Origin of the sequence: Streptomyces sp. TLI_185 (assembly GCF_003814765.1) — a bacterium.
Lineage (GTDB): Bacteria > Actinomycetota > Actinomycetes > Streptomycetales > Streptomycetaceae > Streptomyces.
Window position 1 is genome coordinate 8410884 of the sequence record NZ_RKRB01000001.1, and the last position, 26300, is coordinate 8437183.

Sequence of the window (26300 nt, forward strand, 5' to 3'; positions counted from 1 at the left end):
ACCGTCGAACTCTGTCGACTGAATATTGTCTACAGTATGGGGATGGGGGCGGCAAGAGTTCGCGCACGGTTCGGGAAACCGGTCGGTAGGACCGTTCGGCGCGTCCCGCATACCGTTCATCGCATACGATCGACGTGCCGCCTTCTCAACTCCCTTGCCGCTCCCTTACGTTCGGGATCATGAGTCCCCCTGTCGCACCGGCCGGCTGGAGCCGCTGGCTGGTTCCCCCCGCCGCTCTCTCCGTCCATCTCTCCATCGGCCAGGCCTACGCCTGGAGCGTGTTCAAGCCGCCCCTGGAGTCCTCGCTCGGCCTCAGCGGAACGCAGAGCGCGCTGCCCTTCCAGCTCGCCATCGTCATGCTCGGTCTGTCGGCCGCGTTCGGCGGCACGCTGGTGGAGCGCAACGGGCCGCGCTGGGCGATGACCGTCGCCCTGGTCTGTTTCTCCTCCGGCTTCCTGATATCCGCGCTGGGCGCGGCCACCGAGCAGTACTGGCTGATCGTCCTCGGCTACGGTTTCGTCGGCGGCATCGGCCTCGGCATCGGCTACATCTCGCCCGTCTCCACGCTGATCAAGTGGTTCCCGGACCGGCCCGGCATGGCCACCGGTATCGCGATCATGGGCTTCGGCGGCGGCGCGCTCATCGCCTCGCCCTGGTCCACGCAGATGCTGGAGTCGTTCGGCGCCGACAGCTCCGGGATCGCGCTCGCGTTCCTCGTGCACGGGCTGTCGTACGCCGTCTTCATGTCACTGGGCGTGCTGCTGGTGCGGGTGCCGCGCAGCGAGCGGCCGGTCGAGGGCGCACCGAGCGCCTTCCAGGGGCCGCAGGTCTCCGCCAACACGGCCATCCGCACGCCCCAGTTCTGGTGTCTGTGGGTCGTGCTCTGCATGAACGTGACCGCCGGCATCGGCATCCTGGAGAAGGCCGCGCCGATGATCCAGGACTTCTTCAAGAACACGTCGACGCCCGTGTCCGTCTCGGCCTCGGCCGGTTTCGTGGCGCTGCTCTCCGCCGCCAACATGGCGGGCCGCATCGGCTGGTCGTCCACCTCCGACCTGATCGGACGCAAGAACATCTACCGCGTCTATCTGGGCTTCGGTGCGGCGATGTACGCGCTGATCGCGCTGTTCGGCGACTCCTCCAAGCCGCTGTTCATCCTGTGCGCGATGGTGATCCTGTCCTTCTACGGCGGCGGCTTCGCGACCATTCCGGCCTATCTCAAGGACCTCTTCGGGACCTATCAGGTCGGCGCCATCCACGGCCGGCTGCTCACCGCCTGGTCCACGGCCGGCGTCCTCGGACCGCTGATCGTGAACTGGATCGCCGACCACCAGAAGGATGCCGGCAAGAGCGGCGCGTCCCTGTACGGACTCTCCTTCGTCATCATGATCGGCCTGCTCGTCGTCGGCTTCGTCGCCAACGAACTCGTCCGGCCCGTCAACGCCCGCCACCACATCCCCGCCCCCAGGGAGGAGACCGTCGATGTCGAACGACAGCAGCCGGAGTCCGCATGACCGGCGCCCTCTGATCGCCTTCGCCTGGCTGTGGGTGGGGGCACCGCTCGCCTACGGTGTCTACGAGCTCGTGCAGAAGGCGACGAAGCTGTTCACCGGGTGACTGTTCGGGAAGTGTTCGGGCGTCCGAAGGCCTGACAGAAGCCGACAACCCTGGCGCCCGAATCCTGTCGCCTCGGCTGCCGTCGTACCCGTGAGTCACTGATCAGACTGGTGGATCCCGCTACCCAGGCAACGAGGGGGACCACCCAATGAACGGCTCGCGCATCGCCGCCGTCGGCCACTACCAGCCCGCCAAGGTGCTCACCAACGAGGACCTGGCGGGCCTGGTCGACACCAGTGACGAGTGGATCACGTCCCGGGTGGGCATCCGCACACGCCACATCGCCGGGCCCGACGAGCCGGTCGACGAGCTGGCCGCCCACGCCGCGGCCAAGGCGCTCGCGGCGGCAGGCCTCGCGCCCGGCGACATCGACCTGGTCCTGGTCGCCACCTCCACCGCTGTGGACCGCTCGCCCAACATGGCCGCCCGGGTCGCCGCCCGGCTCGGCATCCCCTCGCCCGCCGCGATGGACGTCAACGTCGTGTGTGCCGGGTTCACCCACGCCCTGGCCACCGCGGACCACGCGGTCCGGGCGGGTGCCTCGATGCGTGCGCTGGTCATCGGCGCCGACAAGATGTCCGACGTGACCGACTGGAGTGACCGCACCACCTGCGTGCTCGTCGGCGACGGCGCGGGGGCCGCCGTCGTGGAAGCCGCGGACGAGCCCGGCATCGGACCCGTACTGTGGGGCTCTGTGCCCGAAATGGGGCATGCCGTACGCATCGAGGGCACGCCCGCCCGGTTCGCGCAGGAGGGGCAGAGCGTCTACCGCTGGGCCACCACCCAGCTGCCGCCCATCGCCCGAAAGGCCTGCGAGCGCGCCGGGCTCGCCCCCGAGGACCTCGCGGGGGTCGTACTGCACCAGGCGAACCTGCGCATCATCGAGCCCCTCGCCGAGAAGATCGGCGCCGTCAACGCCGTCGTCGCGCGGGATGTCGCCGAGTCCGGGAACACCTCTGCTGCGAGCATCCCGCTCGCGTTCTCCAAGCTCGTCGAGCAGGGCGCCATCTCCACCGGGGACCCGGTGCTGCTGTTCGGCTTCGGCGGGAACCTGTCGTACGCCGGCCAGGTCGTCCGCTGCCCGTGACCTGCGCGTACGGTCCGATGTGACGCACTCGACCCCCCGTACCCCTGGCCGCTGTGCGCCGTAGACTGTAGACGAAAGACAATCCATACTGGCTTTCCGGCTGCAGTTGCTCCGCGCTGCTCAGGAGGGGGACCGACCGATGTTGTCGACAGGACTGCCGCAGGGCGCGGTACCCAAGCTCGAACGGCCCGGCCCGCTGCGCGACCGCGTCTACGAGGCGCTCCTCGAACTGATCACCACACGCGCCCTGCAGCCCGGCCAGCACCTCGTCGAGAGTGAACTCGCAGGCCACCTCGGGGTGTCCCGGCAGCCCGTGCGGGAGGCGCTGCAGCGGCTGAACACCGAGGGGTGGGTCGATCTGCGGCCCGCCCAGGGCGCGTTCGTGCACGAACCCACGGAGGAGGAGGCCGACCAGCTCCTCACCGTCCGCACGCTGCTGGAGGCCGAGGCGGCCCGGCTCGCCGCCGCCAACGCCGGCAGCGCCGGCATCTCGGTGCTCGAGGAGCTGTGCGCCGAGGGCGAGAAGGCCGTCGCCGCGGACGACGTGGACGGGGCCGTCGCCATGAACGCCCGCTTCCACGCCAAGATCATGGACCTCGCCGGCAACGCGGTCCTCGCCGAACTCGCCGCCCAGGTCGACCGCCGGGTGCGCTGGTACTACACCCCGGTCGCCCGGCAGCGCGGACAGCAGTCCTGGATCGAGCACCGGGAGCTGATCGCCGCCATCTCCGACCGGGACGAGCAGCGGGCCACGCAGCTGATGCGCGAGCACACGGAGCACACCCGGCGGTCGTATCACGACCGGGCGAAGTCCTGAGGTCCCGGGCTTTTGCCGCTGCACCAGCGGGCCTCCACCGCCAGCATGCCCACCAACACGCCCACCAGGGCGAGGAGTTCGGCGACCGCTGAGACGTGGACGCCGATCAGCGTGGCGGCGAGGGCGACCGGTGCCGCGGTGGCCCGGAAGCCGACGGGACGCAGGCGCAGGACCGCGCGGAAGATCACGTCCCCGGCGAGGAAGAGCGCCACACCGCCCGCGAGGGCCAGCGCCGGGCCCGTGTGCAGGTGCTCGGTGAGGTGGCCCAGCGTCTTCTTCACACCCGCGGCCAAGTAGGCGATGCCGAGCAGCATCGGCAGGAAGGCGTAGTAGTACGCGTTCATCGCCAGACGCCAGCGGTTCGGCGCCGGCGTGGCACGGAACGCAGCCTCGGCGGCCTCCTCGTCACGCACGAAGTACGCCCACCACAGCGCGATCGCGAGCGCCAGCGAGAGAAAAGCGCCGCCGAACAACCCGGCTGTGAGCGGCAGTTGGCCGATCCCGGTGCCGATCGCGATGACGGATTCACCGAACGCGACGATCAGCAGCAGACCGTGCCGCTCCACGAAGTGCGCCGGGTCCAGGCTGCCCAGCTGAACACGCATGACGGCGGCCGACCGCCCGTCCGCCCTGCCCGGCCCGTGCTCGGCCAGGAGCGGTGTCACGGACTGCAGGACCAGCGCCAGCAGCCACAGCCCGTCCGCCGCCAGTCCGTCGAAGAAGCCCGCCGCCGTCACCGACAGCGCGGCCAGCCCGTTCGGCACGCCGTACCAGATCGCGTCCCGGCCGTGGCTGCGGGTGTAGAGCGCGGTGTGCACGACCACGACCGCCAGAAAGCCCAGCCCGAAGAGCACGCCGGTGTCGTCGAAGACACGCGGGACGGCCAGCGCGCACACCAGGAAGGCACCCATGCCGAGCATCAACAGCAGGCGGCGGGAGGGCCGGTCGGGCGGCACCTGGTTCGTCAGGTACGCATAGGCGCCGTACATCCAGAACAGCACCACGAAGATCAGCGCGACCCGGCCCGCCGTCGCGAACGTCAGATCGCCGGCGAGCAGGACGGTGAGCTGGGTGAGCGTGAAGACGAAGACGAGGTCGAAGAAGAGCTCGAGGGTCGTGACCCGGCGGCCTTCTTCCTGCTGCGCGGTGCTCTCCGGCATGGCGATGTCCACGTGTCCCCCTGAACCGACGTTGATCAGATGGTATGCGGCACTCCGGGGTCGAGTGGGGGATGGCGGACGCACCGTCCTTTGTCCTGAGAGTGGAGAAAGTGGCTGCCAATTCACGCACGACTTCTTCCCAGGTTCGGCCGCCACTGCTACGTTCCCCTCGAAAGCCCGAACAATGGCGGCCGATTGAGGCGGGGAGGGGCACGTGAGACGCATGACGGCACGACCCGCGAACGCCCATCAGGCCAAGCTGCTCAAGCTGTTGCGCGACGGAGGACCCAACTCCCGTGCACAGCTGGGCGATCAGGTCGACCTGTCGCGGTCCAAACTGGCCGTGGAGGTGGACCGGCTGCTGGAGACGGGCCTGGTCGTGGCCGACGGACTCGCCGCCTCGCGCGGCGGCCGCCGTTCCCACAACATCAGGCTCGCACCCGGCCTGCGCTTTCTCGGCGTCGACATCGGCGCGACCTCGGTCGACGTCGCCGTCACCAACGCCGAGCTGGAGATCCTCGGACATCTCAACCAGCCCATGGACGTACGCGAGGGCCCGGTCGCGGTCTTCGAGCAAGTCCTGTCCATGGCAGCGAAGTTGAGGGCCTCCGGCCTGGCGGAGGGTTTCGACGGCGCCGGCATCGGCGTCCCGGGACCGGTCCGCTTCCCCGAGGGCGTACCGGTGGCTCCGCCGATCATGCCGGGCTGGGACGGCTTCCCCGTACGGGAGGCGCTCAGTCAGGAACTCGGCTGCCCGGTCATGGTCGACAACGACGTGAACCTCATGGCCATGGGGGAGCAGCATGCGGGCGTCGCACGCTCCGTGGGCGACTTCCTCTGCGTCAAGATCGGCACCGGCATCGGCTGCGGCATCGTCGCCGGCGGTGAGGTCCACCGCGGGGTGACGGGCAGTGCGGGCGACATCGGGCACATCCAGGCCGTGCCCGACGGACACCCGTGCGCCTGCGGCAACCGGGGCTGTCTGGAAGCCCACTTCAGCGGGGCGGCCCTCGCCCGGGACGCCGTGGAGGCGGCCGGGCAGGGGTTGTCGGAGGAACTCGCCTCACGGCTCGCGGCGAACGGCACGCTCACCGCCGTCGACGTCGCAGCCGCGGCCGCCGCGGGCGACGCCACCTCCCTCGATCTGATCCGCGAGGGCGGCAACCGAACCGGCCAGGTCATCGCCGGACTGGTCTCCTTCTTCAACCCCGGCCTGGTGGTGATCGGCGGCGGGGTGACCGGCCTCGGCCACACCCTGCTCGCCGCGATCCGCACCCAGGTCTACCGTCAGTCGCTTCCCCTCGCGACGGGCAACCTGCCGATCGTCCTGGGGGAGTTGGGCCCGACCGCCGGCGTCATCGGCGCGGCCCGGCTCATCAGCGACCATCTCTTCTCGCCTGCGTGACCAACCCGTTCCTGAAGATCACCAGTACGGCGTCCTGCTTCGCCCTGCCCTGAACACGCCTGCCCGAAAGCACCCTGAAACCGGCCCGCACGCCCGCCAAGGGGACCTCATGGCACCAGAACCAACGCTGCTCAGCATGTCCGGCATCACCAAGTCGTTCCCCGGAGTCCGGGCCCTCGACGGCGTCGACCTCGACGTCCAGGCCGGTGAAGTGCACTGCCTGCTCGGCCAGAACGGAGCCGGGAAGTCCACCCTCATCAAGGTCCTGGCCGGCGCCCACCAGCCCGACACCGGCACCATCCGCTGGCGCGGCGAGGAGGTCACCCTCCGCTCGCCGATCGCCGCCATGCGTCTCGGCATCGCCACCATCTACCAGGAACTCGACCTGGTGGAGCACCTGTCGGTGGCCGAGAACGTCCACCTCGGCCATGAACCCACGGCCGTCGGCTTCGTCGTACGCGGAAAAGCCGCCAAGGCAGCAACTGCCGGACTTCTCACGCGACTTGGGCATCCCGAGATCGACCCGGCGCGGCTCGTGGGGGAGCTGTCGGCGGCCCAGCAGCAGATCGTGTCCATGGCCAGGGCGCTCTCCCACGACGTACGGCTCATCGTGATGGACGAGCCGTCCGCCGCCCTCGACCCGGACGAGGTCGACAACCTCTTCCGTATCGTCGGCGACCTGACCGCCGAGGGCGTCGCCGTCGTCTACATCTCCCACCGCCTGGAGGAGATCCGGCGCATCGGCGACCGCGTCACCGTACTGAAGGACGGGCGCGCGGTGGCGGGCGGACTGCCGGCGAAGTCGACGCCGACCCGCGAGGTGGTCGCGCTGATGACCGGCCGCAATGTCGAGTACGTCTTTCCCGAGCGGCCGGCCTCGGCTGCGGACGGCGCACCGGTGCTGGAGGTCCAAGCCCTCGCCCGGGAAGGGGAGTTCGCGCCGTTCGACCTGGAGGTGCGGCCGGGCGAGATCGTCGGTCTCGCCGGGCTGGTCGGCTCGGGCCGCTCGGAGATCCTGGAGACGATCTACGGCGCCCGCAAGGCCACTTCCGGTCAAGTCCGCGTCGACGGAAGGGCGTTGCGGCCGGGCAGTGTGCGGGCCGCCGTTCGCGCCGGGCTCGGACTCGCCCCCGAGGAGCGCAAGGCGCAGGCCCTGCTGATGCTGGAGTCCGTCACCCGCAACGTCTCGGTCTCCTCCATGTCCCGTTTCTCCCGCGGGGGTTGGATCGACCGCGGCGCGGAGAAGGGGGCGGCCCGGGCGGCCACGCGTGAACTGTCACTGCGCCCGGACAACCCCTCCGTGCCGATCCGCACCCTGTCCGGCGGCAACCAGCAGAAGGCCGTCCTGGCCCGCTGGCTGCTGCGCGGCTGCCGCGTCCTGCTCCTCGACGAACCGACCCGCGGCGTCGACGTCGGCGCCCGCGCCGAGCTGTACGCGGTGATCCGCCGCCTGGCCGACGAGGGCCTCGCCGTCCTCCTGGTCTCCAGCGAAGTACCCGAGGTGCTCGGCCTCGCCGACCGCGTCCTGGTGCTCCGCGAGGGCCGCGTCGTCCACACGGCGCCCGCCCGCGAACTCGACGAACACCGCGTACTCGACCTGGTCATGGAAGGAAGCCCGGCCTCATGACGCAGCATGCCTCCCCGCCACGGGACAACACCGACAAGGTGCCGACGACCGGCCAACCCCCCTCCTGGCGCGGCCTGTTGGCCCGAGCGGACGTCCGCACCCTGTCCCTCCTGGGCGTCCTCGCCGCGCTGATCCTCATCGGCGGGATCACCAAGCCCGACGAGTTCCTCGACACCCGCAACCTCCAACTCGTCCTCACCCAGGCCTCGGTGATCGGCGTCGTCACCGTCGGCATGACCTTCGTCATCACCTCCGGCGGCATCGACCTCTCGGTCGGCGCGATCGTCGCCCTGTCCTCCGTGTGGGCGACGACGGTGGCCACCCAGGATTACGGTTTCGCGGGCATCCTCTTCACCACGGTGATCGTCGGCCTTGGATGCGGCCTGGTCAACGGCCTGCTCATCGCATACGGCGGAATGGTCCCGTTCATCGCCACGCTCGCCATGCTGGCCTCGGCGCGCGGGCTGGCCCTGCAGATCACCGACGGCAAGACGCAGATCGTCACCGTCAGCAGCATCCTCGACCTGGGCGAGCGCGACGCCTATGTGCTCGGCGTTCCCCCGCTCGTCATCGTCTTCGCGATCGTGACGATCATCGGCTGGCTGATCCTCAACCGCACCACCTTCGGCCGCCGCACGGTCGCCGTCGGCGGCAACGCGGAAGCAGCCCGGCTCGCCGGCATCGACGTACGGCGACAGCGCCTCTACCTGTACCTGCTGTCCGGGCTGTGCTGCGGCATCGCCGCCTTCCTGCTGATCATCCTGTCCGGCTCCGGCCAGAACACCAACGGCAACCTCTACGAGCTCGACGCCATCGCGGCCGCGATCATCGGCGGCACGCTGCTCAGTGGAGGGCGGGGGACCATCACGGGCTCCGTGCTCGGCGTCCTGATCTTCACGACGATCACCAACATCTTCGCCCTGAACAACCTGCAGAGCGACGTCCAGCAGATCGCCAAGGGCGCGATCATCGTGGCCGCCGTGCTGGTTCAGCGCCGTACTGCCCGCTCTACCTGAGGAAAGGGTCAGTAATATGTCACATTCCACAAGTGCTGTGTCGCGCAGTGCTATGTCACATACCACCAGCCGTAGAGGCCTCCTCTTCGGAACCGCAGCCGTCTCCGCCACCGCCTTCCTCGCCGGTTGCACGAGTAACGAGTCCAAGGACGAGAGCCCGGCCGCGAACGACCGGTCCGCTGCCGACGACAAGCCCGGCAAGCACGTCACCATCGGCTTCGCCGGACCGCAGGCCGACCACGGCTGGCTCAACGCCATCAACGACAACGCCAAGAGCCGGGCGAAGAAGTACTCCGACGTCACCCTGGAGATCACCGAGGGCTCGAACGACACGGCCGCGCAGATCGGCCAGATCGAGACCCTCATCAACAAGAAGGTCGGCGTCCTGGTCGTCCTGCCCGCCGACGGCAAGGCCCTCACCCAGGTCGGGCTCAAGGCGATGCGCGCGGGCATCCCCGTCGTCAACCTCGACCGGATCTTCAACTCCCCGCAGGCGTACCGCTGCTGGATCGGCGGCGACAACTACGGCATGGGCCTCAACGCCGGCACGTACATCGGCGAGAAGCTCAAGGGGAAGTCGAACGCCAAGGTCATCGAACTGGCGGGCCTGGACAACCTGGAGCTGACCAAGCAGCGCACCCAGGGCTTCGACGACGCCCTGAAGAACTACCCCAACATCAAGAAGGTGGCCCGCCAGGCCGCCGAGTTCACGGTCGAGTCCGGGCAGGCCAAGATGGCCCAACTCCTTCAGGCCCAGCCCAAGTTCGACGCCCTGTGGAACCACGACGACGACCAGGGCGTGGGCGCCCTGCGCGCCATCGAGCAGGCCGGCCGCGACGACTTCCTGATGGTCGGCGGGGCAGGCGCGCTCTCCGCCTTCCAGGCCATCAAGCAGGACAACGGCGTGCTGAAGGCGACCGTCCTGTACCCGCCGACGATGGCCGCCTCCGCGATCGACCTGGCCCGCGCGCTCGGCCAGGGCAAGGGCGTCAGCGGTCTCGCCGAGTTCGAGATCCCGGCCTCGCTGACGCTCTACTCGGCCGTCGTCGACAAGACCAACGTCGACCAGTACATGCCCACCGGCTTCCGCTAGGCCGCACCCCGCCCCGCACCCCCCACGGCGCCATCACGACGAGGACGAGGAGGACATCCGTATGGGACAGCCCCAGCAGTCGGACGGATCGGAGGCCGCGAAGCCGCCGCTGCGCGTAGGCATGGTCGGCTACGCGTTCATGGGCGCCGCCCACTCCCAGGGCTGGCGCACCGCGGGCCGCGTCTTCGACCTGCCCCGCCGCCCGGTCCTGGCCGCGATCTGCGGACGTGACGCCGGCGCCGTGCGCGCGGCAGCCGACCGGCACGGCTGGGCGTCGGCCGAGACCGACTGGCGGGCCCTGATCGCCCGGGACGACATCGACCTCGTGGACATCTGCACCCCCGGCGACAGTCACGCCGAGATCGCCCTGGCCGCCCTCGCCGCCGGCAAGCACGTGCTGTGCGAGAAGCCCCTCGCCAACACGGTGGAGGAGGCCTCGGCGATGACCGCCGCAGCCGAAGAGGCGTACAGCCGCGGCCAGTTGGCGATGGTCGGTTTCAACTACCGCCGGGTGCCCGCCACCGCGCTCGCCCGGAACATGGTCGCCGAGGGCAGGCTCGGCGCCCTGCGGCACGTCCGGGTGACGTACCTCCAGGACTGGCTCGTGGACCCGGAGTTCCCGCTCACCTGGCGGCTGCGCAAGGACCAGGCCGGCTCGGGCGCGCTCGGTGACCTGGGTGCGCACATCGTCGACCTCGCGCAGTACCTGGCGGGGGAGCGACTGGGCGGGGTCTCCGCCCTGACGGAAACCTTCGTACGGGAGCGGCCGCTGCCCGTCGGCGCCAGCAGCGGCCTGTCCTCGGTCGCCTCGGCCGGCACGGGACAGGTCACCGTCGACGACGCCGCCCTGTTCACCGGCCGCTTCACCTCGGGCGCCCTCGCCTCCTTCGAGGCGACGCGCTACGCGACCGGCCGCAAGAACGCCCTGCGCATCGAACTCAACGGCGAGCGCGGCTCGTTGGCCTTCGACCTGGAGCGCCTCAACGAGCTGTCGTACCACGACGGTACGGAGCCCGGGGTGCACGCCGGTTTCCGCCGCATCCTCGTCACCGAATCCGACCACCCCTACCTGGAGGCCTGGTGGCCGCCGGGTCACGGTCTCGGCTACGAGCACACCTTCGTCCACCAGGCCCGCGACCTCGTCCACGCGATCGCCGAGGGCCGCAGGCCCGAACCCTCCTTCGCCGACGGCCTGCAGGTGCAGCGCGTACTGGCGGCGGTGGAGGAGAGCGCCGAGAAGAACTCCGTCTACACGCCCATCGACGTCTGAATCGTCTGAATCGCCTGAATCGCCGTCCGAGAAGGGTTCGCAGACATGCCGCGTCAGTTCACGCTCTTCACCGGCCAGTGGGCGGACCTCCCGCTGGAGGAGGTCTGCCGTCTCGCCCGCGACTTCGGTTACGACGGGCTCGAACTCGCCTGCTGGGGCGACCACTTCGAGGTCGACAAGGCGCTCGCCGACTCGACGTACATCGAGTCCAGGAAGCAACTGCTGGACAAGTACGGCCTCAAGTGCTGGGCCGTCTCCAACCACCTGGTCGGCCAGGCGGTCTGCGACGCCATCATCGACGAGCGTCATCGGGCGATCCTGCCGGGCGAGGTGTGGGGCGACGGCGACCCGGAGGGGGTGCGGCGGCGCGCGGCGGACCGTATGAAGGACACCGCGCGGGCAGCGGCCGCCTTCGGAGTGAACACCGTCATCGGCTTCACCGGATCGGCCATCTGGCACCTGGTCGCCATGTTCCCGCCCGCCCCGGAGTCGATGATCGAGCGCGGCTACGAGGACTTCGCCGAACGATGGAACCCGATTCTCGACGTCTTCGACGAGGAGGGAGTCCGGTTCGCGCACGAGGTCCACCCCAGTGAGATCGCCTACGACTACTGGACAACCGGGCGTGCACTGGAGGCAGTTGGCGGGCGCCCGGCCTTCGGTCTGAACTTCGACCCTTCGCACTTCGTGTGGCAGGACCTCGACCCGGTCGGCTTCCTGTGGGACTTCCGCGACCGGATCTACCACGTCGACTGCAAGGAGGCCCGCAAACGCCTCGACGGCCGCAACGGCCGGCTCGGCTCCCATCTGCCCTGGGGCGACCCGCGCCGCGGCTGGGACTTCGTGTCGGCCGGGCACGGTGACGTCCCCTGGGAGGACGTCTTCCGGATGCTGCGCTCCATCGACTACCAGGGCCCCATCTCCGTGGAGTGGGAGGACGCCGGCATGGACCGGCTCCAGGGCGCCCCCGAGGCCCTGACCCGACTGAAGGCCTACGACTTCGAGCCGCCGTCAGCCTCCTTCGACGCGGCGTTCGGCGGCAACGACTAGACCAACTTCGTTCTTTCTTCCGTGAGTTCCGGGATGACGGCGCATCCCGGCGTACCGCACCCGCCCGTACAACCGGCCCCTCACTGGAGGCATTCGTGCACGGGAACGACCGCACCACCAGCACCGACAGAATCGAGACCCACAGACGACGCCCGTCCTTCCGTAAGGCAGCCGCCCTCTTCAGTGGCGTGTTGCTGGCGGGCGCGTCGCTGACCCTCACCGCTCCCCAGGCCGGCGCAGCCGTCGCCGACCCGGGAGCGGCCCCCGCGGAAGCCGCCGCGGAGGACTTCCAGCAGGTCACCCTCGCCAAGGGGGAGGCAGAGGTCGGCGAACCCATGTCCCTCGCCGTCCTCCCGGACCGCTCGGTCCTGCACACCTCGCGCGACGGCGAGCTCCGGCTCACGGACGCGGCCGGAAACACACGGCTCATCGGCAAGCTCGACGTCTACTCCCACGACGAGGAAGGTCTCCAAGGCGTCGGCGTGGACCCGGACTTCGCGACCAACAGGGCCATCTACCTCTACTACGCGCCACCGCTGAACACGCCGGCGGGCGATGCCCCGGAGACCGGAGCCGCGGCCGACTTCGCACCCTTCGACGGCGTCAACCGCCTCTCCCGCTTCGTCCTCAAGGCCGACGGCACCCTCGACTCCGCCAGCGAGAAGAAGGTCATCGACATTCCGGCCTCCCGCGGCCTGTGCTGTCACGTCGGCGGCGACATCGACTTCGACGCGGCCGGCAACCTCTATCTGTCGACGGGTGACGACACCAATCCCTTCCAGTCGGACGGCTACACCCCGATCGACGAGCGCGCCGACCGCAACCCGGCCTTCGACGCCCAGCGCTCGGCGGGCAACACCAACGACCTGCGCGGCAAGATCCTGCGCATCAAGGTGAGCGCCGACGGCTCGTACTCCGTCCCCGACGGCAACCTCTTCGCGCCCGGCACGGACAAGACACGCCCCGAGATCTACGCGATGGGCTTCCGCAACCCGTTCCGCTTCAGCGTCGACAAGAAGACCGGCATCCTCTACGTCGGCGACTACGGCCCCGACGCAGGCGCCGCCGACCCGGCCCGCGGCCCCGCCGGCCAGGTCGAGTTCGCGCGAGTGACCGGCCCCGGCAACTTCGGCTGGCCGTACTGCACCGGAGCCAACGACGCCTACGTCGACTACGACTTCGCAACCAAGACCTCCGGCGCCTCCTTCGACTGCAACGCCCCGAAGAACAACTCTCCGCACAACACCGGACTCACGGACCTGCCCCCGGCCCAGCCCGCCTGGATCCCGTACAACGGACCGTCCGTACCGGAGTTCGGCGACGGCTCCGAGTCCCCGATGGGCGGGCCGGTCTACCACTACGACGCCTCGCTCGACTCGCCGGTGAAGTTCCCCGAGGCCTACGACGGGAACTTCTTCGCCGGGGAGTTCGGCCGCCGCTGGATCAAACGGATCGTAAGCGACGGCAGCGGAACCGTGCAGTCGATCAACGCCTTCCCGTGGACCGGCACTCAGGTGATGGACATGGCCTTCGGCCCCGACGGCGCCCTGTACGTCCTCGACTACGGCACCGCGTGGTTCGGCGGCGACGACCACTCGGCCCTGTACCGCATCGAGAACGCCACCGACGGCCACTCACCGGTTCCGCAGGCGGCGGCGAGCAGGACCTCCGGGCAGGCACCGCTGAAGGTGCAGTTCTCCTCCGCGGGCACCTCCGACCAGGACGGTGACGCCCTCACGTACAGCTGGGACTTCGGCGACGGCGGCAAGTCGACGGCGGCGAACCCGGCGTACAGGTACAAGAAGAACGGCACCTACACCGCGACCCTGACCGCCAAGGACCCCACCGGACGCACCGGCAGTGCAAGCGTGCAGATCGTCGTCGGCAACACCGCGCCCAAGGTGACGCTCGAACTCCCCCAGGACGGACAGCTGTTCAGCTTCGGTGACGCGATCCCGTTCAAGATGAAGGTCACCGATCCGGAGGACGGGACGGCCGTCGACTGCTCGAAGGTCAAGGTCAACTTCATCCTGGGCCACGACACCCACGGCCACCCGCAGACCTCGGCGAGCGGCTGCACCGGCACCATCCAGACCAGCGCCGACGGCGGTCACGACGAGGACGCCAACATCTTCGGGGTCCTCGACGCCGAGTACACCGACGGCGGAGGCGGCGGCCAGGCCCCGCTCACCTCGCACGACCAGAGCGTCCTGCAGCCCAGGCACCGCCAGGCCGAGCACTTCGGCGACGCCTCCGGGGTCTCCGTCATCACCAAGGACACCGCGCACGGCGGCAGGACGGTCGGCGACATCGACAACGGCGACTGGATCTCGTTCACGCCGTATGTGCTGAGCAACGCCAAGAAGATCACGGCGCGGATCGCGTCAGGAGGCGCCGGCGGGACGCTCGAGGTCCGCGCCGGTTCCTCGACCGGCACGCTGCTCGGCAAGGCGACCGTCCCGGTGACCGGCGGCTGGGAGACCTTCCAGGACGTCAGCGCCGACCTGTCCCGCGCACCCAGGGGCACCACCAAGCTCTACCTGGTCTTCAAGGGCGGCACGGGTGCTCTGTTCGACGTGGACGACTTCACCTTCACGACCGGCTGAGAGGAGGGAACGCAATGCGCTCAACAGGCCGACTGACAACCGCTGTTCTGGGTGCCGCCCTGCTCCTCGGCTGCGTCTCGGGCCCAGCCGCCTCCAACCCCGGGCAGGACGGGAAGCGGGTGCTGGTCTTCTCCAAGACGGCCGGCTTCCGGCACGACTCGATCCCCACCGGCGTGGAGGCGGTGAAACAACTCGGCGCCGACGCCGGCTTCACGGTGGACGCGACCGAGGACGCTGGCGCGTTCACCGCACAGAACCTGCGGCGCTACGACGCGGTCGTGTTCCTGTCGACGACCGGAGACGTCCTCGGCGACGCCCAGCAGAGCGCCTTCGAGGACTACATCCGGCACGGCGGCGGCTACGTCGGCGTCCACGCCGCCGCCGACACCGAGTACGACTGGGCGTTCTACGGCGGCCTGGTCGGCGCCTACTTCCAGGGACACCCGGCGATCCAGCCCGCAACGGTGAATGTCGAGGACCGCGCCCACCCGGCGACTTCGGCACTGGGGCGGACCTGGGACCGTACGGACGAGTGGTACAACTACCGCTCCAATCCCCGCGACCGGGTCCATGTCCTGGCCTCGCTCGACGAGTCCTCGTACACCGGCGGCACCATGAACGGCGACCATCCGATCGCCTGGTGCCAGAACTACCAGGGCGGCCGCGCCTTCTACACGGGCGGCGGCCACACCAAGGAGTCGTACACCGAACCTGCCTTCCGACAGCACCTGCTGGGCGGGCTGCGCTGGGCGATCGGTGACGCCCAGGCCGACTGCCGCGCGGAGAACGGCTACCGGCCGCTCTTCGACGGTACGGCCGCCTCACTGGACGGCTGGAAACAGGCAGGCCCGGGCTCCTTCACCCTGACCGAAGACGGCACGCTGACGTCGGCGGGCGGCATGGGACTGCTCTGGTACGCCACGTCGGGCTTCTCCTCGTACTCACTGAAGCTCGACTGGAAGATGGCCGGCGCGGACGGTGACGACAACTCCGGTGTGTTCGTGGGCTTCCCGCCCTCGGACGACCCCTGGTCGGCCGTGAACAACGGCTACGAGATCCAGATCGACGCCACCGACGTACCCGAGAAGACGACAGGGTCCGTCTACGGCTTCCGCTCCGCCGACCTGAGGAAGCGCGACCGTGCGCTGAACCCGCCGGGGGAGTGGAACACGTACGAGATCCGCGTGGAGGGCGAACGCCTCCGCGTCTGGCTCAACGGCGTGAAGATCAACGATTTCACCAACACCGATCCGGCCCGGAGCCTCGTCGACGGACACCTCGGCATCCAGAACCACGGAGCCGACGACCAGGTGTCCTTCCGCGACATCCGGATCAAGGAACTGCCCGTCAAGGGCAACTGAGCGGCGGCGGGCGGGGGACGCCGGACCTCCGCCCGCCGTCTTTCCCCTCTCTTCCCGGGGCTCAGTCATGACGCGTTCGACAAGGAGGCTGCCCATGTCCGCGTCCGAATCCGTTTCCGTCTCCCCCCAGGGCGTCGGTGTATGGCTGATCGGGGCGCGCGGATCCGTCGCCACGACGGTTGTCGCGGGCTGCGCCGCCCTGACCGCGGGCCTGCACCCGCCGACCGGCATGGTCACCGAGACCACCGCGTTCGCGGGCACCGGGCTGCCGCCCCTGTCCTCCCTCGTCTTCGGCGGCCACGACACACTCGACTGTCCGCTGCCCAAGCGCGCGGAGGTACTTGCCGCCGGAGGCGTCCTCCCACCCGGCCTCCCCGCGGCGGTCGCGGCCGAACTGGCCGCCGCCGACCGGGAGATCAGACCCGGCGGCCCCGTCCCGGGCGACACCCGCACCGAGGACGAACTGATCGCCGCCTTCGCCGAGGACATGACCGATTTCCTACGGCGGTGCGGCCTGGCACGGGCCGTGGTGGTGAACGTCGCCTCCACCGAGCCCCCGGCCACGGGCCGTGCCCTCCCGCCAAGCTCCCTCTACGCGGCGGCGGCCCTGCGCGCGGGCTGCCCGTACGTCAACTTCACCCCCTCGACCGGCCTCCACCACCCGGCCCTGGCAACCGCGGCGGCTTCGAGCGGTCTGCCCTACGCGGGCCGCGACGGCAAGACGGGGCAGACCCTGCTGCGCTCCGTCCTCGGCCCGATGTTCACGCAGCGCGCCCTGGCGGTCCGCGCCTGGTCCGGCACCAACCTGCTCGGCGGAGGCGACGGTGCCGCCCTGGCCGACCCGGCCGCCGCCGCGGCGAAGAACGCCGGCAAGGAGCGCGTCCTGGCCGACACCCTCGACACGACCCCCGAGGGCGAGGTCCACATCGACGACGTCCCCGCACTCGGTGACTGGAAGACCGCCTGGGACCACATCGCCTTCGACGGCTTCCTCGGCACCCGCATGATCCTCCAGACCATCTGGCAGGGCTGCGACTCGGCCCTGGCGGCTCCTCTGATACTCGACCTGGCCCGCCTGGTCGCCCGGGCTGAGGAGGTGGGGTTGTCCGGCCCCCTCGGCGAGCTCGGCTTCTACTTCAAGGACCCGGTGGGGGACGGGCCTTCGTCCTTGGCGGAGCAGTATGCGGCGCTGACGGGGTTTGCGGGGCGGTTGGCGGGCGAGCGGGAGGACGAAGCCGCAGGGGGCGGGGGTGGCCGGGGCGGCCGGGGTGCGGGTGCGCGGAGCGGTGGCTCGGGGCGTTCCGGTCCTGACGCTCCTTCCGGCCGACCGGGGGAGTCGCGGTGAGCGGCGGCGCCGTGATGACGCGGCGGGTCTCCGAAGCGGGCGGGGCAACCACGGCGGGCAGGGCACCGAGCCCGCAGCGGACAAGCACCGACCACCCGGGCGGCAGGCTTGCCTGGGCCGAACTGCTGCGTGTCCCGGCGCTGTTCACAGTTCCGGGCGATGCCCTCGCCGGGGCGGCAGCGACCGCCGCCATCCCGAACCCCCGCACCCTGCTCGCCATCGGTTCCTCCCTGTGTCTCTACGAAGCGGGCATGGCCCTCAACGACTGGGCCGACCGTGAGGAGGACGCCGCCGAACGCCCGCATCGCCCCCTCCCCTCCGGCCGCATCCACCCGGCCGCCGCCCTGTCCGCCGCCTGCGCCCTCACGGGGGCCGGACTCGCCCTCGCCGCCCGCGCAGGCCGCCCCGCCCTCGCGGTCGCCGCACCCCTCGCGGCCACGGTCTGGGCATACGACCTCGCCCTGAAGCACACCCCGGCAGGGCCGGTCGCCATGGCCACCGCCCGCGGACTGGACCTGCTCCTCGGCGCCGCTGCCACCACGGGCCGCACCCGCGGGGCGCTGGGTCCCGCGGCGCTGCTCGGCACACACACCCTCGCCGTGACAGCCGTGTCCCGCCAGGAGACGAGAGGCGGCACACCCCTGACCCCCTTGGCCGCCCTCGCCGCCACGGGCCTGCTGACCCGGCTGGTCAGTCGCCGGCCTGCCGTGGCCACCTGGCGTCGGTCGACGGTGCGGGCCGACCGGATGCCGGCCACCGCCGTCGGGGCACGCGAAGCCGCCCCGGGCCTGCCCGGCGCCCCAGCCACACCCCACGCAAGCGGCCTCGCATCCGGTGCCGGCCCACGGAGCCGGCCGACGTATACCCACGCACCGCAACCGCCTGACGCAGCTCTCCGGGTGGCCCTTGCCGCCGCCTACGCAGCCACCGCCGTGCGCCCCTACTTCCACGCCACTCTCAACCCGTCACCCCCGCTCACCCAACGAGCCGTCACCGGCGGCATCCGCGCCACGATCCCCCTCCAAGCCGCGCTCACCGCGCGCTCCGGCGCCGGGGCCACCGCCCTGCTCGTCGCTGCTCTCGCCCCGCTCGGCAGGAGGTTCGGGAGGACGGTGAGCCTCACATGAGCCCCGGAACCCGGCCTCGAAGGGACAGCGAGGCCCATGACCCGCCCCGACGCACCCACCCCGCCCCCTCCCTCCGCTTCGGCTACGGCACCAACGGGCTCGCCGACCTCCGTCTCGACGACGCCCTCACCCTGCTCTCCGACCTCGGCTACGACGGCGTCGGCCTGACTCTCGACCACATGCACCTCGACCCGCTGGCGCCCGACCTCGCCGCCCGCACCCACCGGCTCGCCGGACGGCTGGACGCGCTCGGGCTGGACGTCACCGTGGAGACGGGAGCCCGCTATGTGCTCGACCCGCGGCGCAAGCACGCCCCTTCGCTGCTGGACCCGGATCCGGACGAGCGGGCCCGACGCGTCGGCCTCCTGGTCCGCGCGGTCCAGGTCGCCGCCGAGCTCGGCGCCCACGCCGTGCACTGCTTCAGCGGACTCACACCGGCGGGAACGGACGCCGACACGGCGTGGAAACGCCTGGCCGAGGCGCTCACCCCCGTCCTTGACGCCGCCGCCACCGCCGACGTGCCCCTCGCCGTCGAGCCCGAACCGGGCCACCTCCTGGCCACCCTCGCCGACTTCCACCGCCTCCGCCGCATCCTCGGTGACCCGGAGAACCTCGGTCTGACCCTCGACATCGGTCACTGCCAGTGCCTCGAACCCCTCTCTCCCGCCGACTGCGTACGCGCCGCCGCCCCGTGGCTGCGGCACGTCCAGATCGAGGACATGCGCCGCGGCCTCCACGAACACCTCCCTCTCGGAGACGGGGAGATCGACTTCCCGCCCGTCCTCGCGGCCCTGGCCGCCACCGGCTACCAGGGTCTGACCGTCGTCGAACTGCCCCGCCACTCCCACGCCGGCCCCCATTTCGCCGAGCACTCCCTTCCGTTCCTCCACCGCGCGGCAGGAACGGCCCTCGCCCTGTCCGACCCCGCCCCACCTCACGGCGATCCCTCCGCCACCCCCGAAGGGAGCACCACCGCATGACGCACCCGCACACCGCCTGGGACACCTCCGCGGCGGACCTCAGGGGCACCACCCCCGCCCTCGCCTCGCCGGCCGACCTGCACGGCCACCTCACGGCCCGACTCGGCGGAGCCGCCCGCGCCTGGCTGGACCAGGCCCTCGACGAGGCCGCCGCCCAGCCGGGCATCCATGGGCCCATCTCCGTATGGGAGTTGCGCCTTGCCGAAGCCGGGCGACGATGCGGTCCCGAACACGCCGACGCCGCCCGCGTGCTGATCCTGCACACCGCCCGCGCCGGCACGGACGCCCTCACCCGCGTCTACTTCCAGGGCACCGCCGCCGAACGCCGCGCCGTCCTGTACGCCCTGCCCCACCTCGTCCCTGGCCCCGACGCCCTCCCGCTCGTCGAGGACGCCCTGCGCACCAACGACACCAGGCTCCTCGCCGCCGCCGTCGGCCCCTACGCAGCCCGGCACCTCGCCCCCCACCCCTGGCGCCACGCCGTCCTGAAGTGCCTGTTCACCGGCGTTCCCGTGGACGAGGTCACCGACCTGGACCGGCGCGCCCACGCCGACTCGGAACTCGCCCGCATGCTCGGCGACTACGCCGCCGAACGCACCGCCGCGGGCCGTCCCGTGCCCGAAGACCTGTACCGCGTCCTGACCCTGACCGACCCCACGGCCACCCCACCCGCGCAGGCCTCGCCACAAGGCGCCCGCGGCATCGACGGCAAGGAGTCCTGATGCGCATCTTCGACCCCCACATCCACATGACGTCACGGACCACCGACGACTACCAGGCCATGCACGCCGCCGGCGTCCGCGCCGTCGTCGAACCCGCCTTCTGGCTCGGCCAGCCCCGCACCTCATCCGCCTCCTTCTTCGACTACTTCGACTCCCTCCTGGGCTGGGAGCCCTTCCGCGCCGCCCAGTACGGCATCGCCCACCACTGCACGCTCGCCCTCAACCCCAAGGAGGCCAACGACCCGCGCTGCGTGCCCGTCCTCGACGAACTGCCCCGCTATCTCGTCAAGGACCAGGTCGTCGCCGTCGGTGAGGTCGGCTACGACTCGATGACCCCTGCCGAGGACACCGCCCTCGCCGCCCAGCTCCAGCTCGCCGCCGACCACGAACTGCCTGCGCTCGTCCACACCCCGCACCGCGACAAGCTCGCCGGCCTGCGCCGCACGCTCGACGTCGTGCGGGAGTCCGCACTGGCCCCGGACCGCGTCCTGGTCGACCACCTCAACGAGACCACCGTCAAGGAGGCCAAGGACAGCGGCAGTTGGCTCGGCTTCTCCGTCTATCCCGACACCAAGATGGACGAGGAGCGGATGGTCGCGATCCTGCGCGCGTACGGCACCGAACAGGTGCTCGTGAACTCCGCAGCCGACTGGGGCCGCAGCGATCCCCTCAAGACCCGCAGAGTCGGCGACCTGATGCTGGCCGAGGGCTTCACGGAGGACGAGGTCGACCGCGTGCTGTGGCGCAACCCCGTCGCCTTCTACGGGCTCAGTGGCCGCCTGAACCTCGACATCACGGCCACGGAAGCCACCCACGAGGGCAACTCGATCCTTCGCGGCGGTGCGTGAGCCATGCGCTTCCGCCATCCCGACGGCTCCACCGTCCACCTCGCCTACTGCACCAACGTCCACCCGGCCGAAACCCTCGACGGGGTCCTCGCCCAGCTCCGCGACCACTGCGAACCAGTTCGCCGCCGCCTCGGCCGCGACCGCCTCGGCATCGGCCTGTGGCTCGCCAAGGACGCCGCGCACGCCCTGGTCACCGATCCGTCCGCGCTGCGTGGCCTGCGCACCGAACTCGACCGGCGCGGCCTCGAAGTCGTCACTCTCAACGGCTTCCCCTATGAGGGCTTCGGCGCCGAGAAGGTCAAGTACCGCGTGTACCGGCCGGACTGGGCCGACCCGGAACGCCTCGACCACACCACCGCCCTGGCCCGCGTCCTCGCCGGGCTCCTTCCCGACGACATCACCGAGGGCACCGTCTCGACGCTGCCGCTCGCCTGGCGCACCGCCTATGACGACGCCCGCGCGGAGAAGGCCCAAGCAGCCCTCCTCACTCTCGGCGAACGCCTCGACGCCCTCGCCGAGCTGACCGGCCGCTCCATCCGCGTCGGTCTCGAGCCCGAACCCGGCTGCGTCGTCGAAACCACCGGCGACGCCCTCGCCCCGCTCACCGCGATCGCCCACCACCGCATCGGCATCTGTGTCGACACCTGCCACCTTGCCACCTCCTTCGAAGACCCGGACACCGCCCTGGACGCGCTCACGACGGCCCGCGTCCCCATCGTCAAGTCCCAGCTCTCAGCGGCCCTGCACGCCGAGCACCCCCATCTCCCCGAGGTCCGCGCAGCCCTCGCCGCCTTCGACGAACCCCGTTTCCTGCACCAGACCCGCACGTCCCCCACTCTCAACTCTGTTCGAGCGGGAGGGGCCCCCATCGCCTCCGGTCTGCGCGGCACCGACGACCTCGGCGAGGCCCTCGAAGCCGGCGCCCTGCCCGACGCGGCGCCCTGGCGCGCCCACTTCCACGTCCCGCTGCACGCGGCCCCCGCCGCGCCCCTCACCTCAACGCTCCCTGTGCTCAAGTCCGCACTGACCCGGCTCGTGGGCGGCCCGCACCCGCTCACCCGCCACCTCGAAGTGGAGACCTACACCTGGCAGGCCCTGCCTCCCGACCTGCGGCCCCGAGGCCGCACCCAGCTCGCCGACGGCATCGCCGCCGAACTCACTCTCGCCCGCGACCTGTTGACCGACCTCGGCCTGAAGGAACTCCCATGAGCGCCCACCGGGCCGGACCGGACCCCACCCCCCTACTCGTCCTCGATGTCGTGGGCCTCACCCCCCGTCTTCTCGACCACATGCCCCACCTCAAAGAGCTCGCCCAGTCCGGCTCCCGCGCCGCGCTCGGCACCGTCCTGCCGGCTGTCACCTGCGCCGCCCAGTCCACGTTCCTCACCGGCACCCACCCGTCAGAGCACGGCATCGTCGGCAACGGCTGGTACTTCCGCGAGCTCGGCGACGTACTCCTGTGGCGGCAGCACAACGGACTCGTCGCCGGAGACAAACTCTGGGACGCCGCCCGCCGCGCGCACCCCGGCTACACGGTCGCCAATATCTGCTGGTGGTACGCCATGGGCGCCGACACCGACATCACCGTCACCCCCCGTCCGGTCTACTACGCCGACGGCCGCAAGGAACCCGACTGCTACACCCGGCCCCCGGTCCTGCACGACGAACTCACCGACAAACTCGGCACCTTCCCCCTCTTCCACTTCTGGGGCCCCGGCGCGGACCTGGTCTCCAGCCAGTGGATCATCGACGCCACCCGCCACGTCATGCGCACCCGCCACCCCGACCTGACGCTCTGCTACCTCCCTCATCTCGACTACGACCTGCAGCGCTTCGGCCCCGACGACCCGCGCTCCCTGAAAGCGGCCGCAGACCTGGACACCGCCATGGCCCCGCTCCTGGACGACGCACGCGCCGAGGGCCGTACTGTCGTCGCGCTGTCCGAGTACGGCATCACCCGCGCCGACCGCCCCGTCGACATCAACCGGGCCCTGCGCCGCGCCGGCCTTCTCGAAGTGCACACGCAGGACGGCATGGAGTACCTCGACCCGATGGCCTCCCGCGCGTTCGCGGTCGCCGACCACCAGATCGCCCACGTCTATGTGCGCCGGCCCGAGGACCTCGAGGCCACGCGGGCAGCCCTGGCCGACCTGCCCGGCATCGACCAACTCCTCGACGACGAGGGCAAGAAGACCCACCACCTCGACCATCCGCGCTCGGGCGAACTGGTCGCCGTCGCGGAGCCGGACGCCTGGTTCACGTACTACTACTGGCTCGACGACGCCCGCGCGCCCGACTTCGCGCAGCTCGTCGAGATCCACCGCAAACCCGGCTACGACCCGGTCGAGCTGTTCATGGATCCGCTCGACCCCTACGTCAAGGTCAGGGCAGCCACCGCCCTGGCGCGCAAGAAACTCGGCATGCGCTACCGCATGGCGGTCGTGCCGCTGGATCCCTCACCTATTCGCGGCAGCCACGGCCGCCTTCCTGCGAGCGACGACGACGGTCCGCTCCTCATCTGCTCCACCCCCCGCGCCGTCGGCGACCGCCTCGCGGCCACCGACGTGAAGTCACTGCTGCTCCAACTGGCCGGTCTTTCCTGACTGGTCACAAGTGAAGCACTCGCCACTGACAACGCCCTCCGACACCGAGGAGTTCCAGGCATGAGCCGCATCTCCCAGACCGATCCCGAACTCACGCACCGCCTCACCAGACGAGGCATGCTCGGTGTGGCTGCGGGCGCCACCGCCGCCGCACTGCTGGGCGCCGCCACGGCCCCCGCCACCGCCGCCGAAACCTCTGCCGCCGGCGGTGGACGTCCGGTCCTGCCGCCCGGGCGGCTCGGCATCCAGCTGTACAGCCTGCGCGACAAGGTCTCCACGCTGGGCTTCGCGCCCGTCTTCGCCGAACTGGAGAAGTACGGGTACGACGAGGTCGAGTTCGCCGGATACACCCAGGGTTCGGCGGGCCCCATCACCCTCGCGCAGCTCAGGCGGCTGGCGAAGGACCACGGCCTGAACCCGATCGGCAGCCACGTCGGCTACTACTCCAGCGACCCGAGCGCCTACACCTTCGCCCAGAACCTCACCAAGGTCCTCGACGACGCCCAGGCCCTCGGCCTCAAGCACATCGGCACCGCATCGGGCCCGGGCCGCTACGGAAACACCGTGGACGCCTGGAAGCGGGCCGCCGAGGAGTTCAACGCATACGGCGCGGCGGCCAAGGCGCGCGGCATGAAGTTCTACCAGCACAACCACTCCGACGAGTTCGCGTTCGCCACCGACAACCCCAAGGTGCGTCTCTACGACGTGCTGCTCGCCGAGACCGATCCGGGCCTCGTGTACCTGGAGATGGACATCTTCTGGGCGTACGCGGGCCAGTTCCGCTTCTCGAAGCGGCCCGACGGCAGCCCCGCCCCCTTCGAACCCCTCGACTACGTCCTCAAACAGCCCCATCGCTACCCGCTCTTCCATGTCAAGGACGGGGTGAGCGACCCCTCCAACCAGTTCGGCTACCGCATGGTCGACGTCGGCGACGGCGACATCGACTACCAGCGCTTCATCGCCGCCGTGACCCGGCTGCGCGGCGAGCGCCTCGCCCACCACTGGCAGACCGAACACGACCAGCCGACCGAGTCGTTCACCTTCGCGCGCCGCTCCAGCGCATACCTGCACTCACTGCGCGAGAAGTGCTGACGGCGACGTAAGGGCGCACATGTGAGGAGGCCCTCCCTGTATTCCCGGGAGGGCCTCCTCACGCGCGCGTGCCGGCAACCGTCAACCTGCGGGCTGCGGCTGTGCAGTCAGCGCATCCGGACTGCTGTGCCCCGGCTGCCGCAGCAGCAGAGCGGTCGCCGCCGCGACCATCGAGACGCCGCCGGCCAGCGCGTACGCCCCGTTGTAGCCCCAGGCCGCGACCACCATGGAGCCGAGGCCGCCGCCGAAGAGGCCGCTGACCAGCTTTCCGCTGTACACCAGCCCGTAGTTGGTGGCGTTGTAGTTCTCCCCGAAGTAGTCCGGCGTGAGCGCCGCGAACATCGGGTAGAACGCGCCGCCGCCGAAACCGGAGAGGAAGGCGAAGAACAGGAAGAGCCACTCGCTCTTCATCTCGCCCGCCAGGATCACACCGAACTGGGCCAGTCCCAGGACGACGATGACGAACACCAGGGTCGACTTGCGGCCCCACTTGTCGGACAGCCAGCCCACCACACCGCGTCCGATGCCGTTGATGACCGCCATGACACCCATGGATGACGCCGCCACCAGGGGGCCGAATCCGACGTCCTTGGCGTAGTCGACCTGGAAGGAGATACCGAAGATCGACACACCGGCGGTCATCACGATGGAGATCCACATCAGGGGCAGCATGCCCGTCCTGATGGCCTCCTTGGGCGTGTACTGCTTCGTCGCGGGCGGGTTCTTGGCGAGGCTCTCAGCGCTCTTCTGGGCCCCGGAGAAGGTCAGCGGGTCGATGTCCGCGGGCCACCAGTTCTTCGGCGGGTCCTTGAAGAAGAACGCACACCCGAACACCACGATCATGATGTAGCAGCCGATCAGGTCCAGGACGCGGTGGTAGTTCCCGGTGTCGAAGGCGTAGTTGAAGATGAAGATGAACGGCAGCGACCCGTAGGCGAAGCCGCCGTTGACGAAGCCGGTGCGGGCGCCGCGGCGCTCGGGGAACCACTTGCCGACCATGTTGATGCAGGTCGCGTAGACCAGGCCGGCACCCAGCCCGCCGACGACACCGAAGCCCAGGATCGCCAGCCACACGTTGCTCAGGTGCGACAGGGCGAGGAATCCGACCAGGCACATGCCCGAGCCGATGGACATGGCCCGGCGGGCCGTCAGGATGCCCTTCTCGCGCAGCCAGCCCGCCGGGAAGGCGATGCCGGCCTGGAAGAACACCCAGACGCTGAGGATCCAGAAGGTGTTGGACTGCGTCCAGCCGTGCGCGTGGGACAGCGTGTCCTCCGCGGAGCCGTACGCGTACTCGAAGACGCTGATGGCCATCATGGCGATCCACGGGAGGTACACCATGAACTTGCGGGAGTGGCCGAGGATGTCCCGGTCGGTCTCGCCGATGCGGTAGACGCGGCCACGGGCGTCGGTCACTTCACGGTAGGGACGGTTCGCGGCTGTCGGATCGGCCGAAAGCGGGTCTGCTGTCATG

Annotated in this window: 22 protein-coding genes; 20 read left to right on the plus strand and 2 right to left on the minus strand. The window is 70.4% G+C overall.

The features are described 5' to 3' along the window. Positions 1 to 179: 179 nt before the first annotated feature. The 4 genes from EDD92_RS38715 to EDD92_RS38725 all read left to right on the plus strand — a co-directional run bounded on the left by EDD92_RS38715 (position 180) and on the right by EDD92_RS38725 (position 3521). Positions 180 to 1514 carry an OFA family MFS transporter gene (locus EDD92_RS38715; RefSeq protein ID WP_123968603.1) on the plus strand — a complete coding sequence of 445 codons (1335 nt, stop codon included), beginning with the start codon at positions 180 to 182 and terminating at the stop codon, positions 1512 to 1514. Further along, the gene (locus EDD92_RS51620) at positions 1483 to 1617 is read left to right on the plus strand and encodes a hypothetical protein (RefSeq protein WP_260327058.1); all 135 of its coding nucleotides are present in this window, start codon (positions 1483 to 1485) and stop codon (positions 1615 to 1617) included. Before EDD92_RS38715 ends, EDD92_RS51620 begins: the two co-directional genes overlap by 32 nt. A gap of 148 nt (positions 1618 to 1765) precedes the next feature. Further along, positions 1766 to 2704, plus strand: coding sequence for a beta-ketoacyl-ACP synthase III (locus EDD92_RS38720; RefSeq protein WP_123968604.1), 939 nt, complete (start codon positions 1766 to 1768; stop codon positions 2702 to 2704). Positions 2705 to 2843: 139 nt separating this feature from the next. Then, a complete protein-coding gene (locus EDD92_RS38725) occupies positions 2844 to 3521 on the plus strand; it encodes a GntR family transcriptional regulator (protein WP_123968605.1) in 678 nt (225 codons plus the stop codon). Here the strand turns inward: EDD92_RS38725 and EDD92_RS38730 are convergent. Further along, positions 3500 to 4681 carry a low temperature requirement protein A gene (locus EDD92_RS38730; protein ID WP_123968606.1) on the minus strand — a complete coding sequence of 394 codons (1182 nt, stop codon included), beginning with the start codon at positions 4679 to 4681 and terminating at the stop codon, positions 3500 to 3502. The two genes, EDD92_RS38725 and EDD92_RS38730, sit on opposite strands and share 22 nt — an antisense overlap. Before the next feature lie 223 nt (positions 4682 to 4904). On the opposite strand from EDD92_RS38730, the gene EDD92_RS38735 reads away from it, so the two are divergent. The 16 genes from EDD92_RS38735 (at position 4905) to EDD92_RS38810 (ending at position 24826) form a co-directional block, all read left to right on the plus strand. Further along, positions 4905 to 6086 carry an ROK family transcriptional regulator gene (locus tag EDD92_RS38735; protein WP_123968607.1) on the plus strand — a complete coding sequence of 394 codons (1182 nt, stop codon included), beginning with the start codon at positions 4905 to 4907 and terminating at the stop codon, positions 6084 to 6086. Positions 6087 to 6195: 109 nt separating this feature from the next. Further along, the gene (locus EDD92_RS38740; protein WP_123968608.1) at positions 6196 to 7713 is read left to right on the plus strand and encodes a sugar ABC transporter ATP-binding protein; all 1518 of its coding nucleotides are present in this window, start codon (positions 6196 to 6198) and stop codon (positions 7711 to 7713) included. Continuing rightward, complete coding sequence (locus tag EDD92_RS38745) at positions 7710 to 8729, plus strand: ABC transporter permease (protein ID WP_123968609.1); 1020 nt, start codon at positions 7710 to 7712, stop codon at positions 8727 to 8729. Before EDD92_RS38740 ends, EDD92_RS38745 begins: the two co-directional genes overlap by 4 nt. 52 nt (positions 8730 to 8781) lie before the next feature. Continuing rightward, the gene (locus tag EDD92_RS38750; protein ID WP_123968610.1) at positions 8782 to 9822 is read left to right on the plus strand and encodes a substrate-binding domain-containing protein; all 1041 of its coding nucleotides are present in this window, start codon (positions 8782 to 8784) and stop codon (positions 9820 to 9822) included. A 61-nt stretch (positions 9823 to 9883) separates the two neighbouring features. Beyond that, complete coding sequence (locus EDD92_RS38755) at positions 9884 to 11092, plus strand: Gfo/Idh/MocA family protein (RefSeq protein WP_123968611.1); 1209 nt, start codon at positions 9884 to 9886, stop codon at positions 11090 to 11092. A 45-nt stretch (positions 11093 to 11137) separates the two neighbouring features. Further along, positions 11138 to 12142, plus strand: a complete 1005-nt coding sequence (locus EDD92_RS38760) for a sugar phosphate isomerase/epimerase (RefSeq protein WP_123968612.1) — start codon at positions 11138 to 11140, stop codon at positions 12140 to 12142. Positions 12143 to 12237: 95 nt separating this feature from the next. Next, the gene (locus EDD92_RS38765) at positions 12238 to 14748 is read left to right on the plus strand and encodes a PQQ-dependent sugar dehydrogenase (protein WP_123968613.1); all 2511 of its coding nucleotides are present in this window, start codon (positions 12238 to 12240) and stop codon (positions 14746 to 14748) included. A 14-nt stretch (positions 14749 to 14762) separates the two neighbouring features. Continuing rightward, positions 14763 to 16109 (plus strand): ThuA domain-containing protein, encoded by a 1347-nt coding sequence (locus EDD92_RS38770; protein WP_123968614.1) that lies wholly within the window; start codon positions 14763 to 14765, stop codon positions 16107 to 16109. A 94-nt stretch (positions 16110 to 16203) separates the two neighbouring features. After that, positions 16204 to 17454, plus strand: a complete 1251-nt coding sequence (locus EDD92_RS38775) for an inositol-3-phosphate synthase (protein WP_123968615.1) — start codon at positions 16204 to 16206, stop codon at positions 17452 to 17454. A gap of 14 nt (positions 17455 to 17468) precedes the next feature. Further along, positions 17469 to 18581, plus strand: coding sequence for an SCO3242 family prenyltransferase (locus tag EDD92_RS38780; RefSeq protein WP_123970737.1), 1113 nt, complete (start codon positions 17469 to 17471; stop codon positions 18579 to 18581). Continuing rightward, entirely contained in the window at positions 18578 to 19561 is a 984-nt protein-coding gene (locus EDD92_RS38785) for a sugar phosphate isomerase/epimerase (RefSeq protein WP_123968616.1), read from the plus strand. The genes EDD92_RS38780 and EDD92_RS38785 overlap by 4 nt, the downstream gene beginning before the upstream one ends. Further along, complete coding sequence (locus EDD92_RS38790; RefSeq protein WP_123968617.1) at positions 19558 to 20283, plus strand: EboA domain-containing protein; 726 nt, start codon at positions 19558 to 19560, stop codon at positions 20281 to 20283. The genes EDD92_RS38785 and EDD92_RS38790 overlap by 4 nt, the downstream gene beginning before the upstream one ends. Beyond that, entirely contained in the window at positions 20283 to 21131 is an 849-nt protein-coding gene (locus EDD92_RS38795) for a TatD family hydrolase (RefSeq protein WP_185124262.1), read from the plus strand. Before EDD92_RS38790 ends, EDD92_RS38795 begins: the two co-directional genes overlap by 1 nt. A gap of 3 nt (positions 21132 to 21134) precedes the next feature. Next, on the plus strand, positions 21135 to 22340 hold the full coding sequence (gene eboE, locus EDD92_RS38800; RefSeq protein WP_123968618.1) for a metabolite traffic protein EboE: 1206 nt from the start codon (positions 21135 to 21137) through the stop codon (positions 22338 to 22340). Beyond that, a complete protein-coding gene (locus tag EDD92_RS38805; RefSeq protein WP_123968619.1) occupies positions 22337 to 23734 on the plus strand; it encodes a nucleotide pyrophosphatase/phosphodiesterase family protein in 1398 nt (465 codons plus the stop codon). The genes eboE and EDD92_RS38805 overlap by 4 nt, the downstream gene beginning before the upstream one ends. 60 nt (positions 23735 to 23794) lie before the next feature. Beyond that, positions 23795 to 24826 carry a sugar phosphate isomerase/epimerase gene (locus EDD92_RS38810; RefSeq protein ID WP_123968620.1) on the plus strand — a complete coding sequence of 344 codons (1032 nt, stop codon included), beginning with the start codon at positions 23795 to 23797 and terminating at the stop codon, positions 24824 to 24826. An 81-nt stretch (positions 24827 to 24907) separates the two neighbouring features. On the opposite strand, the gene EDD92_RS38815 is transcribed toward EDD92_RS38810, so the two are convergent. Beyond that, positions 24908 to 26299 (minus strand): OFA family MFS transporter, encoded by a 1392-nt coding sequence (locus EDD92_RS38815; RefSeq protein ID WP_123968621.1) that lies wholly within the window; start codon positions 26297 to 26299, stop codon positions 24908 to 24910. Between the last annotated feature and the right edge of the window lies 1 nt (position 26300).

Excerpts from the sequence above, each read along its gene's own strand:
- EDD92_RS38805 (WP_123968619.1), top strand. The coding sequence starts at position 22,337 with ATGAGCGCCCACCGGGCCGGACCGGACCCCACCCCCCTACTCGTCCTC.
- EDD92_RS38750 (WP_123968610.1), top strand. The coding sequence starts at position 8,782 with ATGTCACATACCACCAGCCGTAGAGGCCTCCTCTTCGGAACCGCAGCC.
- EDD92_RS38715 (WP_123968603.1), top strand. The coding sequence starts at position 180 with ATGAGTCCCCCTGTCGCACCGGCCGGCTGGAGCCGCTGGCTGGTTCCC.
- EDD92_RS38730 (WP_123968606.1), bottom strand. The coding sequence starts at position 4,681 with ATGCCGGAGAGCACCGCGCAGCAGGAAGAAGGCCGCCGGGTCACGACC.
- EDD92_RS51620 (WP_260327058.1), top strand. The coding sequence starts at position 1,483 with ATGTCGAACGACAGCAGCCGGAGTCCGCATGACCGGCGCCCTCTGATC.
- EDD92_RS38745 (WP_123968609.1), top strand. The coding sequence starts at position 7,710 with ATGACGCAGCATGCCTCCCCGCCACGGGACAACACCGACAAGGTGCCG.
- EDD92_RS38785 (WP_123968616.1), top strand. The coding sequence starts at position 18,578 with ATGAGCCCCGGAACCCGGCCTCGAAGGGACAGCGAGGCCCATGACCCG.
- EDD92_RS38775 (WP_123968615.1), top strand. The coding sequence starts at position 16,204 with ATGTCCGCGTCCGAATCCGTTTCCGTCTCCCCCCAGGGCGTCGGTGTA.
- EDD92_RS38810 (WP_123968620.1), top strand. The coding sequence starts at position 23,795 with ATGAGCCGCATCTCCCAGACCGATCCCGAACTCACGCACCGCCTCACC.
- EDD92_RS38795 (WP_185124262.1), top strand. The coding sequence starts at position 20,283 with ATGCGCATCTTCGACCCCCACATCCACATGACGTCACGGACCACCGAC.
- EDD92_RS38815 (WP_123968621.1), bottom strand. The coding sequence starts at position 26,299 with ATGACAGCAGACCCGCTTTCGGCCGATCCGACAGCCGCGAACCGTCCC.
- EDD92_RS38725 (WP_123968605.1), top strand. The coding sequence starts at position 2,844 with ATGTTGTCGACAGGACTGCCGCAGGGCGCGGTACCCAAGCTCGAACGG.
- EDD92_RS38720 (WP_123968604.1), top strand. The coding sequence starts at position 1,766 with ATGAACGGCTCGCGCATCGCCGCCGTCGGCCACTACCAGCCCGCCAAG.
- EDD92_RS38770 (WP_123968614.1), top strand. The coding sequence starts at position 14,763 with ATGCGCTCAACAGGCCGACTGACAACCGCTGTTCTGGGTGCCGCCCTG.
- EDD92_RS38755 (WP_123968611.1), top strand. The coding sequence starts at position 9,884 with ATGGGACAGCCCCAGCAGTCGGACGGATCGGAGGCCGCGAAGCCGCCG.
- EDD92_RS38780 (WP_123970737.1), top strand. The coding sequence starts at position 17,469 with ATGACGCGGCGGGTCTCCGAAGCGGGCGGGGCAACCACGGCGGGCAGG.
- EDD92_RS38735 (WP_123968607.1), top strand. The coding sequence starts at position 4,905 with ATGACGGCACGACCCGCGAACGCCCATCAGGCCAAGCTGCTCAAGCTG.
- EDD92_RS38790 (WP_123968617.1), top strand. The coding sequence starts at position 19,558 with ATGACGCACCCGCACACCGCCTGGGACACCTCCGCGGCGGACCTCAGG.
- EDD92_RS38740 (WP_123968608.1), top strand. The coding sequence starts at position 6,196 with ATGGCACCAGAACCAACGCTGCTCAGCATGTCCGGCATCACCAAGTCG.
- eboE (WP_123968618.1), top strand. The coding sequence starts at position 21,135 with ATGCGCTTCCGCCATCCCGACGGCTCCACCGTCCACCTCGCCTACTGC.
- EDD92_RS38760 (WP_123968612.1), top strand. The coding sequence starts at position 11,138 with ATGCCGCGTCAGTTCACGCTCTTCACCGGCCAGTGGGCGGACCTCCCG.